The organism is Commensalibacter communis, from assembly GCF_947179105.1.
Lineage (GTDB): Bacteria > Pseudomonadota > Alphaproteobacteria > Acetobacterales > Acetobacteraceae > Commensalibacter > Commensalibacter communis.
Window position 1 is genome coordinate 164184 of the sequence record NZ_CAMXCK010000003.1, and the last position, 17597, is coordinate 181780.

Annotated in this window: 15 protein-coding genes; 10 read left to right on the top strand and 5 right to left on the bottom strand. The window is 36.1% G+C overall.

The features are described from left to right. The first annotated feature begins 49 nt into the window (after positions 1 to 49). The gene (locus tag PQG52_RS07360; RefSeq protein ID WP_271828782.1) at positions 50 to 2128 is read left to right on the top strand and encodes a lysylphosphatidylglycerol synthase domain-containing protein; all 2079 of its coding nucleotides are present in this window, start codon (positions 50 to 52) and stop codon (positions 2126 to 2128) included. On the opposite strand, the gene thpR is transcribed toward PQG52_RS07360, so the two are convergent. Beyond that, positions 2120 to 2656, bottom strand: a complete 537-nt coding sequence (gene thpR / locus PQG52_RS07365) for an RNA 2',3'-cyclic phosphodiesterase (protein WP_271828783.1) — start codon at positions 2654 to 2656, stop codon at positions 2120 to 2122. The genes PQG52_RS07360 and thpR overlap by 9 nt on opposite strands. A gap of 143 nt (positions 2657 to 2799) precedes the next feature. Here thpR and PQG52_RS07370 point away from each other — a divergent pair, with 143 nt between their 5' ends. From PQG52_RS07370 to cyoD, 5 genes are all read left to right on the top strand, one after another. Beyond that, on the top strand, positions 2800 to 3570 hold the full coding sequence (locus tag PQG52_RS07370; RefSeq protein WP_271788519.1) for a Bax inhibitor-1/YccA family protein: 771 nt from the start codon (positions 2800 to 2802) through the stop codon (positions 3568 to 3570). Between the two features lie 452 nt (positions 3571 to 4022). Then, positions 4023 to 4997 carry a ubiquinol oxidase subunit II gene (gene cyoA, locus PQG52_RS07375; protein WP_271828784.1) on the top strand — a complete coding sequence of 325 codons (975 nt, stop codon included), beginning with the start codon at positions 4023 to 4025 and terminating at the stop codon, positions 4995 to 4997. 6 nt (positions 4998 to 5003) lie between these two features. Then, positions 5004 to 6992, top strand: a complete 1989-nt coding sequence (cyoB, locus tag PQG52_RS07380; protein WP_271828785.1) for a cytochrome o ubiquinol oxidase subunit I — start codon at positions 5004 to 5006, stop codon at positions 6990 to 6992. Beyond that, positions 6992 to 7612, top strand: coding sequence for a cytochrome o ubiquinol oxidase subunit III (cyoC, locus tag PQG52_RS07385; protein WP_271788522.1), 621 nt, complete (start codon positions 6992 to 6994; stop codon positions 7610 to 7612). Before cyoB ends, cyoC begins: the two co-directional genes overlap by 1 nt. Next, positions 7612 to 7956 (top strand): cytochrome o ubiquinol oxidase subunit IV, encoded by a 345-nt coding sequence (cyoD, locus tag PQG52_RS07390; protein ID WP_271788523.1) that lies wholly within the window; start codon positions 7612 to 7614, stop codon positions 7954 to 7956. The genes cyoC and cyoD overlap by 1 nt, the downstream gene beginning before the upstream one ends. A 113-nt stretch (positions 7957 to 8069) precedes the next feature. Here the strand turns inward: cyoD and fdxA are convergent, their stop codons facing one another. From fdxA to PQG52_RS07405, 3 genes are all read right to left on the bottom strand, one after another. Then, a complete protein-coding gene (fdxA, locus tag PQG52_RS07395) occupies positions 8070 to 8402 on the bottom strand; it encodes a ferredoxin FdxA (RefSeq protein WP_271788524.1) in 333 nt (110 codons plus the stop codon). Positions 8403 to 8542: 140 nt separating this feature from the next. Continuing rightward, a complete protein-coding gene (locus tag PQG52_RS07400) occupies positions 8543 to 8836 on the bottom strand; it encodes a S4 domain-containing protein (RefSeq protein ID WP_271828787.1) in 294 nt (97 codons plus the stop codon). After that, positions 8829 to 11351 (bottom strand): helicase-related protein, encoded by a 2523-nt coding sequence (locus tag PQG52_RS07405; RefSeq protein ID WP_271828788.1) that lies wholly within the window; start codon positions 11349 to 11351, stop codon positions 8829 to 8831. Before PQG52_RS07405 ends, PQG52_RS07400 begins: the two co-directional genes overlap by 8 nt. A 222-nt stretch (positions 11352 to 11573) precedes the next feature. On the opposite strand from PQG52_RS07405, the gene PQG52_RS07410 reads away from it, so the two are divergent. The 3 genes from PQG52_RS07410 (at position 11574) to PQG52_RS07420 (ending at position 14345) form a co-directional block, all read left to right on the top strand. Further along, on the top strand, positions 11574 to 12986 hold the full coding sequence (locus tag PQG52_RS07410; protein ID WP_271828789.1) for an amino acid permease: 1413 nt from the start codon (positions 11574 to 11576) through the stop codon (positions 12984 to 12986). Between the two features lie 213 nt (positions 12987 to 13199). Next, positions 13200 to 13562, top strand: coding sequence for a MarR family winged helix-turn-helix transcriptional regulator (locus PQG52_RS07415; protein WP_271788527.1), 363 nt, complete (start codon positions 13200 to 13202; stop codon positions 13560 to 13562). A 207-nt stretch (positions 13563 to 13769) separates the two neighbouring features. After that, complete coding sequence (locus PQG52_RS07420) at positions 13770 to 14345, top strand: hypothetical protein (RefSeq protein ID WP_271828790.1); 576 nt, start codon at positions 13770 to 13772, stop codon at positions 14343 to 14345. Positions 14346 to 14391: 46 nt separating this feature from the next. Here the strand turns inward: PQG52_RS07420 and PQG52_RS07425 are convergent, their stop codons facing one another. Continuing rightward, positions 14392 to 15429: a glycosyltransferase family 4 protein gene (locus PQG52_RS07425; protein WP_271828792.1), complete on the bottom strand. Its 1038-nt coding sequence runs from the start codon at positions 15427 to 15429 to the stop codon at positions 14392 to 14394. 60 nt (positions 15430 to 15489) lie between these two features. On the opposite strand from PQG52_RS07425, the gene PQG52_RS07430 reads away from it, so the two are divergent. Beyond that, positions 15490 to 17460, top strand: coding sequence for a polysaccharide biosynthesis protein (locus PQG52_RS07430; RefSeq protein ID WP_271828794.1), 1971 nt, complete (start codon positions 15490 to 15492; stop codon positions 17458 to 17460). Positions 17461 to 17597: the final 137 nt, after the last annotated feature.

Genomic DNA, 17597 nt, shown 5'->3' on the forward strand with positions numbered 1-17597 from the left:
TTAAGTGTAAAATAAGAACAATTTGTTTTCATAATATTATAGTATAAAGATGCAACCACAAGATTCTTGCTCACAAGAGCAGACAGGCCCGACTAAGGGAAACCAATTCAAAGATCGCAGTTGGAAAACTTGTTTTAAATATGCTTCTCGGCTTTTTGGTGTGGCTATTTTTGTGGTTGCTATCTATGTGGTACAAAATGAATTTAAGCACCTCAGTCTTAAGAATATAAAAGATTCTCTGAGTCAAATTCCAGATGTCGCCTTGTATGCGGCAGCAGGGTGTACGTTTTTATCGTTTTTAATTTTATCCTTTTATGACAAATTGGCCGTTATTCAAGTTGGTCATCGCTTATCATTTTTAAAAACAGCATTTGCATCGTTTTGCTCATATGTTTTGTCGCATAATATTGGGTTTTCAGCTGTTTCTGGAGCGATTGTTCGTTTTCGATTATATGGCAGTTGGGGGTTGCAAGCGATTGAAATTGTGCAAGTGATCGCTTTTTGCTCAATCACTTACTTTTTAGGTGCAGCGGTTTTAATTGGAACGTTGTTTATTTTTAAAGCAAGCGATCTTCCAATAATAGGGCATGAATTGCCAGCTTATGTCTTTGTTGGTTTAGGAAGCTTATGTTGGTTATTAGTTGCTTTATATGTTGTCATTTCTTTTTATTGTAATGAATTAAAGCTTTGGAAATATCGTTTTTCATTTCCCAAACCCATGATGGCAATTGCCCAAATTATAATAGCGACTGCTGAAGTTATTGCGACGGCTGCTATTCCTTATTGTGTAATTCCCGATCATTCTCATCTTTCTGGCTATCAATCCATAGATTTTCCGACTTTTCTTGGGGTTTATATTGCTTCTTATTCAGCAGGTTTGATTGCCAGCGTTCCGGGTGGAGTAGGTGTATTTGAAGGGAGTATGCTACTAGCATTAAAGCCTTATATGCCTGCGGAAGATATCGTTTCCGTTATTTTTATCTTTAGATTGTTTTATTATCTTATTCCTTTATTTTTTGCTGGTATTATGTTTGCAGGGCACGAGGTATTTTTACGCGGTGGAAATGCGCTTCATAAGAATGCAAAAAAACTATTTGTATTTAAACTGCGTCCAATTTCTTCATCTGCTGAAAATATTAGGGAAAGTGATGCTGCGTTTTCAGTGAATATTGCTGCTGCCACAACGTCCCTTTGTGGATTAATCGCTTTGGCTTTGCCAGTATTAGACCCGACTAAAACGGCTGTCAGAAAGTCTTTTTTTCTTGTTATAGAGATTGCTGGCGATTATTTACTGTCTTTTTTTGGGATGTTATTATTAGTCTTGACGGTTGCTTTGGCTCGAAGGATTACGATGGCGTGGTGTTTAAGTTTAGCCACTTTGGTTCTGTTAGCTGTGGTAACTTTGTTAAGAGGTGCGCCTATATATGTTCCCATTATATTTACATTATCTGCCTTTTTTATTGCACCGTTCAGAAATTGTTACTATCGCAAGGCAAATTTCAGCGCAACGCCTCTATCGTTAAAAACAGCCATTGAAATCCTTATTTTAATTGTAACGATTTATGTTATCATATGGCTTAGCCCGCACCATACAGTTAATCATGGTATTGTTGAGATTTTTCTTTCCCATCATGTTTCTTTTGAGATTAAATCGATTATAGCCTTTATGGTATTGGTGGGTTGTATGATTTTATTTAAAATGATGCGTCCCGCACGTATTCGCTTTGATCGTTGGTCACAAGAAACTCGAGAGCTTTACGAAGTGTTGTCTAATTCCACCATCAATAATGTGGTGAGTATAGACCCAGACGCGATCGTAATTTGTTCCACAGCAGGCACTGTTGCGCCCTTTTTGAGAAGAGAAGGGATGTTGATTGGTCTTGGCGATCCAGTTGGAAAGCAAAGTGAGATCATCAATACGATCTGGAGATTGCGAGATTTGGCAACCCAAGAACATCGCTCTCTTGCATTTTGGAATGTTAGCGCAAAATATTTGTCTATTTACCAAGATTTAGGATTGGCAAATATGTCCCTCAAGAAAGATCGTTACGTTTGTTGTGAATTATATTATATGAACTATTTACATCAGCTGATTGAAAATAAGAAGTGTGATAATCTTTTATCGTAACATATAATCGGACTGAATATCGTAGTGAACGCTATGTTTGGTATGATATGTACTAAAAAGAGAAAATTGAAGGATCTCAAAGGACTTTGTTTTAAATAAATTATATTGATATAACCAATTACTTATTTGCTCTTCACTGATTCCTATACCTTTCGCCAAAGCAATTTTGGGTACATAGCGTTTTTTACTGGGCTTTATTTCGAATTGTTGAACAATATGTTTAATTTTCTTTTTCAAGTGAATCAAAGCTGGTGTCGACGAGACGATTACTGAAAATTCACTCTCACCAGTCGGTAATATATTATGCTGAACCCCTTGTATATCCAATTCGAAACGTGGCGTATTCATTCGTTCCAATTCAATATCGATTTCACTCATTAACATATCGTTTTTTATTGCGCCAAGATGACAAAGGGGTATGTGATACGTATCGGGATCATTCCAGTAGAGAGCTGGTAAGCTGCCACGCAATGTACTGAGATGGGATGAAATATGGTCAGGTAAGGATAAACCTATTAAGTAACTCATTATTTTTTGCTAGTAATATATAAAAGATACTAAATCTATACTTATTAAAAACATAAAAACAACTTATTTTTTTGTATACTTGATATTTAGTAAGTGATTGCAATATATTACTAGTTAATGAAAACTATTTTATGAGAAGAGTAATGGCATTTCGTCCTAATTCATATAACAATACATCACAAGTCGATGCACAGGTTGCATTTGATGCTGGTTTGCGCAGCTATATGCTTCGAATATATAACTGGATGGCATCGGGCTTGTTATTAACCGCGTTGGTTTCCTATTTGGTTGCCAATTCATCCTTGGGTAATATTTTTTATCAAAGAGTGTTTGCAAATGGATCCATACATTTAACGCCTACAATGTTGGGATTTGTTGCGATATTGTCCCCTTTGGCATTTGTTTTGGTGATGTCTTTTGGGATTAATCGTTTATCGACACAGACAGCGCAAGCTTTATTTTGGGCTCTTTGTGCAGCCATGGGTATCAGTATGGCGAGCATTTTCTTTGTATATACAGGGGAATCTATTGCCAGAACGTTCCTTGTTGCAGCAAGTATGTTTGCAGGGATGTCTTTGTGGGGATATACGACGCAACGTGATTTGACAGGAATCGGATCCTTTTTGGGCATGGGGCTTTTTGGTTTAGTTATTGCAATGGTAATTAATATGTTTTTCCATAGTTCTGGAATGTCTTTGTTAATTAGTATTGTTGGTGTCGTCGTGTTCACAGGTCTTGCAGCAACTGATACCCAAAGAATTAAACTATCATATCAAACATTCTATCAATATGAAGGTGCGGATATGGCAGCTAAACATAGCGTGTATGATGCTTTAACCCTGTATTTGAACTTCATTAATCTATTTCAATTTTTATTGCAATTCATGGGTGTTCGCTCAGGAAGTAATGATTAATTTATTTTGCAAATATAAAATTGATTAATTATATAAAATGCACTGAGTAATTTCAGTGCATTTTTTGTGATATATATTTGTGTTGTAATTATCACTTAGTTTGTAAAGTTGCGATTATTGCAAATTTTACGTCGTTACATCGAGTATTTAGGCGTATTATAGTGATACCATATTTATGGGTAAATAGATGTTATTTTAATAGTTTTTGAATGTTTTGAGAAAGCTAGTTGTAACATAACGTTATTTATAGTAGGAATAGGGCACTAAATTAACATTATTGCTTTGAAAAGATTTATGTCTTTTTTATGTGCATATAATGGTGTTATTATGAGTATTAAGGATTTTTAATAAAATAATGCAAATTATCTTATCAAAAATTCTAAAAAAGAAAGATGTTCTATAAGATGAACAAGCTGATGAGTTGAGCAATGTCAGAATCAACGAGGCATAGAATGAAAAAAATATTACCGAAAATTACATTATCGGTAGTGGGTTTAGCATCTACCTTAATGCTAGGTGGATGTAATTTAGTTATAATGGATCCTAAAGGGACTATTGGACAAGGTGAGAAAAACTTAATTTTAATGTGCGCTGGGGCAATGCTTTGTATTGTCATTCCGGTTATCATTGCCACTTTGTTTGTTGCATATCGTTATCGTAGATCAAATACGAATGCGACTTATGCACCAAAATGGGACTTTTCAACAACGATTGAAATTCTTGTTTGGGGAATTCCAATGTGTTTGATTGCATTCCTTGCATATCATACATATGTATCCTCTCATGAATTAGATCCTTATAAACCAATTGCTGCTCCTGCTGATAATCCAAACGCAAAACCAATAAATGTACAAGTGGTTGCACTAAACTGGAAATGGTTATTTATCTATCCAGATTATGGAATTGCAACAGTAAACGAAATGGCAATGCCGGTGAATACACCAGTGGCGTTCCGTTTAACATCTGATGCTACAATGAATTCCTTCTGGATTCCGCAGCTAGGATCTCAAGTATATGTGATGGCTGGAATGCAAACACAACTGCATTTAATGTCAACATCTACTGGTACATTCAGAGGGCTTTCAAACAACTATAGTGGTTCTGGATATTCAGAAATGAAATTCAAAGCAATTTCTACTGATCAAAAAGGTTTTGATGAGTGGGTTGAAAAAGTTAAAGCTTCTTCGAAACAGTTAGATAGCAAAGACAGCGAGGTCTATAAGCATTTAAGAGAAGATCAAATGGAATATGCTAAGACTCATGAAGGAAATGTGCTTCATCAAGAGCCAATCTATTATGGTAATGTTGGACATCATCTCTTTGATGATATTGTTGGGCAATATAATGATGGTCATTTTAATGTCCATAATCATGGTAATAGCTCAGCAGCTCCTGCTCAATCTAATGATATGCACTCGGGGGAGTAGGGAAACATGTTAGGAATTTTAAGTCTTAAAGATATTCCATATAATGTACCCATTTTGGTGGGAACGTTCGTTGGAGTAGCAATTATTGGATTGGCAGTTTTGTTTGCAATTACATATTATGGCAAATGGACTGTTTTATTTAAAAACTGGCTTTTTTCAGTTGATCATAAACGTATCGGTATTATGTATATCGTTCTTGCGTTGGTGATGTTGTTCCGTGGTTTCTGTGACGCATTAATGATGCGTACGCAACAAGCGATTGCTTTTGATAGCCCTGGCTATCTACCGCCGCATCATTATGACCAAATCTTTACTGCACACGGCACCATTATGATTTTCTTCATGGCGATGGCGTTCATGCAAGGTTTGTTCAATTTGATTGTGCCGTTGCAAATCGGTGCTCGTGACGTTGCGTTTCCATTCCTTAACTCATTAAGTTTTTGGTTGACGACTGCAGGTGCGATCCTTGTAAATATCTCTTTATTTATTGGTGAGTTCTCTACAGCAGGTTGGTTGGCATATCCTCCAGTTTCTGAATTGCAATTTAGCCCTGGTGTTGGTGTTGATTATTATATTTGGGCTGTTCAGATCTCTGGTATAGGGACGGTATTGACTGCGGTCAACTTCATGACAACAATGTGTAAAATGCGTGCCCCTGGCATGACATGGATGCGTTTACCAGTCTTTTGTTGGACTGTGTTTGCTGCATGTATTATGATTTACACAACATTCCCAGCGTTGACCGTTTCTATTGCTGAATTGACACTTGACCGTTATTTAGGCATGCATTTCTTTACCAACGAACTTGGCGGTAACGTAATGTTATACTTGAACTTGATTTGGGCATGGGGACATCCAGAGGTTTACATTCTTGTTATTCCTGCGTTTGGCTGTTTTTCTGAATTGGTTCCAGTATTCTGTAAAAAACCATTATTCGGTTATGCAACGATGGTGTATGCAACTTTAACAATTACAGTATTGTCATTGTTAGTTTGGGTTCACCATTTCTTTACCATGGGTGCGGGTGCAAACGTAAACTCATTCTTTGGTATTATGACGATGATTATCGCCATTCCAACAGGGGTTAAAATCTTTAACTGGTTATTTACAATGTATAGAGGGCGTATTGAATTTACGGCACCTATGTATTGGACAATTGGTTTTATGATTGTCTTTGTTATTGGTGGTATGACAGGCGTTATGCTCGCTATTCCTGCAAGTGACTTTGTATTACATAACAGTGAATTTTTGATTGCTCACTTCCATAATACAATTATTGGTGGTGTGTATTTCGGTTATATTGCTGGTATGAACTTTTGGGCACCTAAAGTAACTGGCTTTAAAATGAGCCAAGGTCTTGGTAAAGCAGCTTTCTGGTTCTGGTTCTTCGGTTTCTTCCTTTCATTCGTGCCTTTGTATATTACTGGTTTCGATGGAATGGTTCGTCGATTAAATCATTATGACAATCCTGATTGGCATTTTTGGTTAATTATTGCTTGTGTTGGTGCGTTCTGTATTCTTTGTGGTGTTGTGTGTCAGCTCACACAAATTTTCCTCGGTATTTGGAATATGGATAAACCAGGACATAAAGATATTACTGGTGATCCATGGGATGGTCGTACATTAGAATGGTCAACGTCATCGCCTGCTCCTATTTATAACTTTGCACATATTCCAGTTGTTCATGCTCGTGATGCATTTGCTTATGATAAAGAACACGGTATTGATACACGTCGTACTTCTGAACCTTATCAAGACATTGTTATGCCAAAAAATACCTCTGCAGGTTTCTTCATCGGTATGCTTTCATTTGTCTTTGGTTTTGCTGCAGTATGGCACATATGGTGGTTGGCTATTGTCGCTGGTATCCTTATGTTGTTAATTGTCATAGGATATAGCTTTAAGGAAGACAAAGAATTTGTTATCCCTGCTGCAGAAGTCGAACGTATTGAGAAAGAACATTCTCGTAACATTATGACACAGGTGGCTGAATAATGAGTGAAAATAGTACAATGACAGCAAACGGTGGTCATCACGAACACGAACATGAAAACCATTCAGTATTTGGGTTTTGGTTATACCTGATGTCTGACTGCGTTATTTTCGGATGTTTGTTTGCCAGTTATGCTGTGTTACATGGACAGTTTTTTGGTGCGCCAACGTTCAAAGAGCTTCTTCACGCTGGTGATATTGAATTTTCAACAGTGGCATATGAAACAGCTTTATTGTTGTTAAGTTCTTTGACATTTGGTTTTGCCATGTTGTCTGCCCACAAAGGGAACAGATCTGGAACATTACTATGGATGGTTGTTTCTGCAGTGTTAGGTGCAGGGTTCCTTGGTTTAGAAATTAAAGAATTCATGCATTTAATTTCTAAAGGTGCAACACCAGAATCTTGTGCGCATTGGTCTGCGTTCTTTACACTTGTTGGAACACATGGATTGCATGTGACCATTGGTTTAATTTGGATGATTGTTTTAATGATTCAGGTTGCTACCAAAGGTGTGGGTTCGCATATGATGCCTCGCTTAACTTGTTTAAGTTTATTCTGGCATTTCCTTGATATTATCTGGATCTGTGTATTTAGTTTTGTTTATCTGTTGAGTATGTTGTAATGGTAGAAAATCATGCAGTTTCTTCTCATGGGGAAGACCATGGACACGGCTCTATAGTTTCTTATATTGTTGGGTTCATACTATCTGTTGTATTAACCTTGGCGTCATTTTGTATTGTGCTGCTAAAAACAGGTTTATCAAATGGAGTAATCATTATTGGATTAGGAGTGTTGGCTGTAATACAAATATTTGTACAAGTCACCTTCTTCTTACATGTTAGTGCTGCTCCGGAACAACGTTCAGAGGTTGTCTCTTTCTTATTCTCTGTATTCGTTGCCTTGGTAATTTGTTTTGGTACATTATTTGTTATGCATAATGTTGGTCATTTAATGATGTCTCGATAATTTTCATAATAATCTGTCTTTATTTTCATATAAAGACAGATGAATGAACCAATAAAAAACCCTTAACTTTTATTTAAAAAGTTAAGGGTTTTTTTACGAGCTACTTAAGGAAATTAATCTTTGTGAGGCTCTTTTGAAAGCAATTCTTTTTTGTCTGTTTTGCCGTTCCATTCATCTGCATCAGCAGGTGTATCGCCTTTTCGGCTCATATTAGGCCAAGATTTCGAAAGCTCAGCATTGACTTCTAACCAATCTGCAGCACGATCGTCACTGTCTGGGAAGATGGCTTCCGCGGGGCATTCTGGTTCACATACGCCGCAATCAATACATTCTTCTGGGCTAATAACAAGGAAGTTTTCACCAGCATAGAAACAATCTACGGGGCAAACTTCGACACAATCCATATATTTGCAACGGATGCAGTTTTCCGTGACCACATAGGTCATTGCTTTCTCCGATTCATATCTGTTAAAGGGGTATTAACCCCTAGTCATTAAGAAATCTGTGGCATTCAGTTTTATTTGAATGTTCGTCATAGTGATTTAGTAACTATTTAAGGCTATGACAAGAAAAATATTTATATTCTTTATAACTTTACATCTGAAGTTTCAAGAATTTCTTGATAAATCAGAGAGATATTTTTCGCAGCGACACGTTGTTTGGTTAAATTAAGTATTTTGATGACTCTGATTGTGTCATACCAAACGAACGTCAAAATATCATGTTTTTTAATTGTGCAAGATGCTTTTGTAACAGGGCAAGAATTTAGTCGAAAAGCTCCATGTTGTATATATTTTGTACTGATGCTTCGTGTTTTATAGATTCTGGCATGCCATAACCAGAGATCTATGCGTTGGGTTTGGCATTCAAAGTCAATCATGGCGATGAGTGTTATAAAATTGTTGCAAGTCAATCACGGATGGATTGGATAATTTTAGGTTTTTTTTTATTTTACTTTTGTTTTGTTTTTTCTTTTGGAATGGAACAGTAGCGTAAAGTAAAGGGGCTGGGGGACCTATCATTGTCTTGGATGGCTTTTGTGGCTTTTGAATAAAGAAATCGAGTGATTTCAATAAACTTGGGATAGTTTCTGCAATATAGGGTAGAGGGGTAATATCTTGCTTTTTAAGGGTTGAAGGGTATTTGCGGGCTTTGTTTTTAAGACGTTTACTGATTGTTTCTGCGATATCTAGGCGTAAAAACTGGTTGCTTATTTTAATCCATCCAAGATATTTAAAAAAATTTATATCAATTCTTGCGTTTACTGTTGAGATATACACCAGATGTGGCAATGGAATTGTATCTGCATCTATTTGATTATAAAATATATGATATAGAAAAGCTCTCAGTTTTGCCTTTTTTTCTTTGAATATATCTTTCAAATAAAAAGCATATTGCCCGTGAACGATATTATATTTTAACAATAATTTTTTTGTTGATTTAGGTAAATTGTCAGATTTCTCTTTCCATAAAATACCTGCATTTTCATAAATTCGATGGACTAATCCACGAACTATTGCTGGTAATATGTTATTATTTTGTAATTTTATTAATGTTGGGCATAAGGATTTAATTTGTTGAGAAAGGAATTCTTGTAGCCTTGTTAGAAGGATATTTTTCATTTCGTTATCTAGAAATTCGTTATCTAATAATAAAATCTGAGGATGTAATAAATCATGTCCTTTTTTTAATCTAGCAACGGGGGTTCGTTCCCATAAAATATTACCTGTTTTAAATTCTATTTCGAATTCATCATCTTTGCTCTGTATAAATTTTTGGAGTTGCTGAGGAATTAATTTACGAATATTTTTCCGTATGCTTCTAAGGGCAAGTTTGTAATCTTCTTGAGGAATTGATTCTTGAAGTTCAATCATAAATCCTTTGAAAGAGCCGATTGTTTGCCCTTCAATTAAAATATGTCCTGTCGCAGAAATTGAGGTCAGAAGATTATCTTTCTCTTGATTTTTTAAGTTTCGTAGTAAAGAAGTAGCTCTTTGATTAACGAAACGGCTCATTAATGCAGTATGTAAAGCATCAGAGAGGCTATCTTCGACTTCTCTGGCTTGTGCTTGCCAGTAAATAGTATTTTCCAACCATTGATTTTTAGCTGCAATATAAGAACATATTCTGATGCCAGACAGCCTCTGCATTAATGTATCAATATCACCATGGGTATGGTTCAGTTGTTCTATTTGTTGGTGGATCCAAGTTTCTGGAATATGACCTTGTTTTAGTAAGAACAAGAAGGTTTTTTTACAGATCCGAGCGTGGTTATCGTTGCCAAGTTTTTTAAAGTCAGGGATTTGACAATTTTCCCAAAGAAGTTTTGTATTTTGTTCGGTTGTGCAAGACGCCATGATTTCTGGATCTTGAATAAGATAGATCAATGTTTGAAGGTCACAAGCATGTTGGCTGGTGATTAATGTTTTTAGAGGAGGGGCTTTGCTTAAAGAAGCAAGTAATTTTGATGGATTTGAAAAGTCAGGTGTATGATTGCGCCAATAGAGTTGTTTCAAAGAATCAAAATGATGATTTTCAACAGCATTTACTATTTTTTCAGACATTCCTAAACAATTAGCTGTTGTTCCAAAAGTTCCATCTTGCATTCCTCGCCCCGCTCTTCCAGCAATTTGAGCAACTTCATAAGCATATAGATTACGTAATTGGCGTCCGTCATATTTAGAAAGGCTGGCAAAGGCAACATGATTTACATTCATATTTAATCCCATACCAATTGCATCTGTAGCGACTAAGTAATCAACCTCTTTGTTTTGATATAGTTCCATCTGAGCATTACGTGTGCGAGGCGATAATCGTCCCATGACAATCGCACAGCCTCCGTGTCGCCTTTTAATAAATTCAGCGATGGCATAGACTTCGTTAGCAGAAAAAGCAACAATTGCAGAACGGGGGGGTAATCGGGTAAATTTATCAAATCCAGTATAGGTCAAATTGGATAGTCTGGGGCGTGAATCAATTTCAATATGTGGAATAAGTTGTTTTAAAATAGGGGTAATTGTATCTGCCCCTAGAAACATGGTTTCGATATTTCCTCTGCAATGCAGTAATCGATCGGTGAAAATATGTCCTCTGTCTGGGTCAGCACAAAGTTGTATTTCATCAATTGCAACAAAATCTACTGGAATGTGGGTTGGCATCGCTTCTACGGTACAGGAAAACCATTTCGCTTTCGGAGGAATAATTTTTTCCTCTCCTGTAATCAAAGCGACATATTGTTCCCCTTTGATTGCAACCATCCGATCGTAGTTTTCTTTGGCTAATAAGCGCAGAGGAAAACCAATCGTTCCAGATAAATGTCCCATCATTCTTTCAAGTGCAAGATGTGTTTTTCCTGTGTTTGTGGGGCCGAGAATTGCTTTTATTATATCAGACATAAAAAACACTTTATTTTAATGGGGTTTTAACAATATTATTTGCGAATTAGAATTAAGGTGGCATACGGTTAAATACTTAAAATAGCTTTCACGCTCTAGAATATCATAAATAAATCTTTTTCGTTATTTTAGATATTTTTGACGACGAAGATAGTCAATTAAGTACAAAATAATTCATCTTGTCTTATGAGTAAATATTAAAGGATTGGTAAAGGTTTTTGTATGAAGCAAGATCAAAATGATAGCTTACAACGTAATTTAAGCAATCGGCATATTCAACTAATCGCAATTGGGGGATGTATTGGTACAGGGTTATTCTTGGGCTCTGGTAGTACGATTCAACTTGCGGGACCCTCTATTGTATTAATTTATATGTTGATTGGTATAGTTGTTTTCTTGGTCATGCGAGCGTTAGGAGAGATCTTACTTTCTAATTTAAATTATAAATCCTTTGTTGATTTTGTCAGTGATTTACTTGGGCCTTTTGCAGGATTTTTATTGGGATGGTCATACTGGCTTTGCTGGATAGCGGTTGGAATTGCAGATTTGGTTGCGATTTCAGGATATACACATATGTTCTATCCTAACTTGCCGTCGTGGATACCTGCTCTGGTGTGTATTGCTTTGTTTTACACTTTAAATAGTTTAACAGTTAAATTATTCGGTGAGATGGAATTTTGGTTTGCAATCATTAAAATAATTGCAATTTGTGTTTTAATTATAGTGGGTGGAATTTTTATAGCTATAGCCTTCAAAGTTCCTTCAGGAGAGGTCACTTCTATAAGTAATGTTTTAAATGGTGGCAATATCTTACCCAATGGATTTCGAGGATTCTTAGCTGGATTTCAAAGTGCGACTTTTGCCTTTATTGGGGTGGAATTAATAGGAACTGTCGCCGCAGAATCGAAAGATCCTTACAAAAACCTACCCAAAGCAATTAATAATATCCCACTACGTATTATTATGTTTTACGTTTTGTCAGTCATTGTAATTATGGCTGTTATACCTTGGCACCGTATTGACCCCAGTCAAAGTCCTTTTATTGTTTTATTTAAATTTGCTGGTTTATCCGCAGCAGCAGCGGTTGTCTATGTTGTGGTTATGACTTCTGCAGCCTCTTCAACAAATAGTGGTATTTTCTCAAGCAGTAGAATGTTATATGGATTGGCTTCGTTGAACAAAGCACCAAGATTTTTTATGAAGCTTTCCAAATCGTCTGTTCCCGTAAATGGATTGGTTTTTTCATGTGCTTGTTTGTTATCAGCGGTCATTTTGTTGGCGGTGGGGAATAAAAGCATCATTGATACTTTTATTTCAGTGACCTCAGTTGCAACTATTATCACGTTATTCACGTGGTTTTTAATTGTATTTTCTTATATTCGTTATCGACAAAAATACCCCGAGCGTCATCAAACATCACTATTTAAAATGCCTGGAGGTGTCTTTTCCTGTTGGGTTTGTATGATTTTTATCGTTTTAACAATATTCACGTTAACGTTACAATCTACGACAAGAGTCGGGTTATATTTAGGGTTAGCATGGTTTGTTTCGCTTGGGGTGAGTTATATTTTAATTCCACAAGAGGTCAAAAAACGTTGGAAAACATTGCTAGATATGACAATTAATAAAAAATAGGCGACAGTTCATAATAATCATATATTTAGAATATTTGTTTTATAAATAAACTTTATTTTAATTTAAAAATATATTACATGAAGTAATAAAATGTTAGAATAATATTGGCTGAATTATAATTTCGTCAATATTATTTTAACTACAATCTTGATATTCCGGTTGCGGATACTCATGTTGAATATAAAGAAATAATCTTGAAACAGTTTTGATAAAATGAATGGTTTAAATAAAATGAACAATGAAAAAACAACATCTGAACAACAAATTGTTATCTTAAAAGAAACAATTACAACATTGGTACGTCAGGACACTCCTGATCTATCTGCACGTCAATTAGCTGTATTTTTAATTTGCTATTTGGATGAAGCTGTCCAAACCGTAAGAGGTTTGGCTGCCAATCTAAATGTTTCAAAACCAGCAATTACCCGTGCGCTGGATCGTTTAGAAGAACTTGAATTTGTAACCAGAAAAACGGATCCTATGGATCGTCGTTCAGTTTTGATCCAACATACCGATGCAGGTAAAGAGTATTTGACAAACATTAAAAATATCATCAACAGCGCTGCAAAAAAATAATCTTTAAATAAGAGCTTTTTTGATCATTTGATGAGAATTTCTAGAATTTTCGAATAAAGTTTAGGCAATACTATAAAAACAATATTATCTTGGTTAGTATCAAGATAATATTGTTTTGTAAAATACTTGAATTATTTGTAGGTTTATTGTTAAATAAATTGGGTATAACAAATAAATTGCTTATCACTTATTTTGAGAGTTTTAATTATGAATAAATTTTCTTTATTACTAGCAGCCACTTTTATTAGTGCACCTTTGGCATTAAGCCATCAATCTTATGCAGCAGAAAATCAGTCTGTTGATCACCCTGCAGCAACCTCTGAAAAACCATCAGGCAGTGTTTATATGACTTTTCACTCTGCTGATGTGGGTGTTGGATACACTTGGGGCAGCGGTGTATTAAAATATCACGGCAAGAGTTATAAATTTAAAATCAAAGGTGGCGATATCGTTGCACTTGGTTTTTCAAAATCTCAAGCAAAAGGCCATGTGTATAATCTAAAACATGTTTATGATTTTGCAGGAAACTATGCGTCTGCTGGTGGTGAAGCAACTGCTGGTGTTGGCGTTGGTGCTGCGAATATGAAAAATACAAAAAACGTTGTAATTGCATTTGATACAAATACAATGGGCGGACGTGTTGCTGGTGCACCAGGTGGATTTACTATTTCTTTTGTAGATTCAAAACTACAAAAGAGTGCAAAAGCAAGTAAAAAAGCTGCGAAAGCAGAAACAACTACAGAAGATTTAAATCAGCAGCAACTTAATAAAGCTGGTAAATAACTTTATTACAATGTCAATTTGATTAAAAATGGTAGGGGTTTTTATCCTACCATTTTTTTATGTTATGTTGTCTTGTTTTATACAAAATAAATAAAGTCCATATAAGTTGTGGTATAATTAGTAAACTATAAGCACAAATTGTATTTAATGAAGTGGTTAGTGGGATAAATAAAGTCAGTATTCCCCCCCAAATACAAAATAACCATTCAATGATGGTTACGATGCTGGCTGGGATTTGGCAACGATGAGCCATTTGATATAAATGGCTTCGATGAGCTTTTAAAAGCGGTGCTTTTTCTTTGGTTCTTCGGATCAACGTAAAGGTTACGTCATAGAGTATACCAAATAATAAGAAAAATATTAATATCGTCTCAGAAGGTATTGTCGTAATACTGATGTGATCTAATTTATTAAAAGGGGCTATGGCAAAGGCGGCTAGCAGCAATCCGCAAGATTGGCTGCCAACATCTCCCATAAAAATCTCTGCTTTGGGATAGTTGAACGGTAAAAAACCCATTAACCCACAGAAAAGAGCTATGGCGATTAAGGCAAAATCAACTTGTTGGGTTTGATAATAAAAAAATAAGCAACTAATGGCTGCAACACCAGCAGCGAGACCGTTTAGTCCATCCATAAAATTAAATGCATTGGTTACATAAACTAATCCTAGAATGATAACAGGAACGAAGATGAAATAGATTTGTTGAAGTAACGAAAGTGATGGAATGAAAAGGGTGATAATTGTTGCGCAAAATATTTGTGCAGCAAGTTTAATGATGGCAGACCATTGTTTAACATCGTCAAGCCATGAAATAATCGATAGAAATGCAACGGCTCCTAGTAAAGCAGAGATAGAAATGAGATAAGGTTGGTGTAATAATGGAAATATTATTATACTGCCTATCAAAAATGCAGAGATAATACCAACGCCACCTCCTTTAGGGGTAGGAACAGTATGAGAACTGCGTTCTATCGGATTATCCATTACGCCGATACGTGCCATTGCCTTTACGATTACAGCAGATAAGAGTGTCGTACCAATAAGCCAAATTAAAAATAATGGATGAAACGAAAAAGAGGTCATTGTTTTTTTTTATAAAGAAATGATAAGAGTTGATATTGTGTTATAGGCTATAAAGATGGAATGAGGACATTGCAACAGTCTAATTTATCCCCAGCAACAAAGCAAACAAAGAGATATAATCGTATTGTGATTAATATTGTCATGGACGCAATATTAGCAGCAATTGCGGCTCCTTTGGCACGTTGGTTGTCTGATCCCCAAGGTGGCTTATTACATCCATTATGGTTTTTAGCCAGTGGTGTGTTAACATTATTGGTCAGCGGTCTGCCTTTTCACATCCCTCAGCAATATTGGCGCTTTTCTGGAATTGCTGATTTGTTAAATATTGCTGCGGCTTCGATTGCCAGTTCAGTTTTATTTACATGTCTATTGCTGGTAACGGGATTTTCAACACCGTCTGTTACATTTCCTATTATTTATGCACTGGTTTTGTTGGTATTGATGGGTGGTGGACGTGTTGGATATCGTCTATTTACATCGGAAAATATTAAATTAAATCGCCAGAAAAAACAAAAAATACTATTGCTGGGTAGCGATGAGGATATTGATCTGTTTATTCGTGCTACCAAAAGGGATGTTCAAAATTCATTATCTGTTGTTGGTCTGATTTCTTTTCGTCAAAGTCGCAAAGGACATCGGATTCACAATGCACCCATTTTAGGTAATTTTGATGAGTTACCAGACGTTTTATCTAATTTAAATCAACAAAATAAACTTCCTTCTATCTTAGTGATTACAGGGGGTGAGTTAAGAGGGCCTCAGCTACGCAAGCTATTATCCATTGCTGAAAATTGGAAAATCCAAGTTCAACGGACGCCAAGCCTAACCAACTTATCACCTGCCAGCAATGTTGAATTACAGCCAATTGCGTTGGAGGAATTATTAAACAGGCCTCAGGTTCCATTAGATCAAGGGGGTATGGAGCTAATGATTCGGGATCGTGTGATCGTTGTTACTGGGGCTGGTGGCAGTATTGGCTCGGAGTTAGTGCGGCAGATTTCACGTTTATCCCCAAAGTTACTTATTTTACTAGATCATAGTGAATATGCATTATGGAAGATTAATGTAGAGCTTGCAGAGTGGAAATTACCAGGGGAACGTAAACTTGTGCTGGCCAATATCCGTGATAAAGCAAGAATTCAAGCTGTATTTCAATATTACAAGCCAGAGCTGGTTTTTCATGCAGCAGCATTAAAACATGTTCCAATGATTGAAAATAATCCGATTGAAGGGTTTTTAACTAACATTATTGGAACTCGTATTATTGTAAATGCAGCTGCGGAAGCTGGCGTCAAAGCATTAATTATGATTTCCACCGATAAAGCTGTTAATCCATCCAGTTTGATGGGGACTTCTAAACGAATTGCGGAGATGTATTGTCAGGCACTGGATATGGCCATTCACCATGAACCAGAGCAAATACAAAATATGTTGAATATCCCCATTGGCCATATGATGCGATGCGTAACCGTTCGTTTTGGAAATGTTTTGGGATCAACAGGATCTGTTGTACCATTATTTAGGAGACAATTGCGTAGTGGTGGACCTTTGACGGTTACGGATCCAGAAATGAAGCGTTATTTTATGACAGTTCCTGAAGCTGTCGGATTGGTGTTACAAGCGAGTGTTAGAGCGACTGTGCAAAAGGATGGTGATATAGCAACGGATGAAATGTTGCGTAATGGTGGGATTTTCGTGTTGGACATGGGTGAGCCTGTTAAAATCCTTGATTTGGCACGCCAATTAATACGTCTAGCTGGATTAAAACCTGACGAAGACATTCAAATTGAATTCACTGGATTAAGGCCTGGCGAAAAGTTGTTTGAAGAGCTTTTTCACGGTCGTGAAGCCCCAATGCCCACGGATCATGCTGGGCTAATGATGGCAACTCCTAGAACGGTGGATTTGCAAGAAGTAAATGATCTGATTAATCAAATTGCCGAGGCATGTCAGCGTGAAGATATTGATAAAGCAATTTCAATTGTACAACGACTTGTGCCAGAATTTCAGCATAAATTGAACGTAAGTTAAAAGCGAATATAATTTAAGTCAGACAAGTTTAAAGAACAGAAGTTAATGGATCGAGAATTCTCTGGACATGAGACATGTTGAAATAGAAAGCTATATTTGATTTATTTTTGTGCCTTTTATGAAAATAAATAATGTCG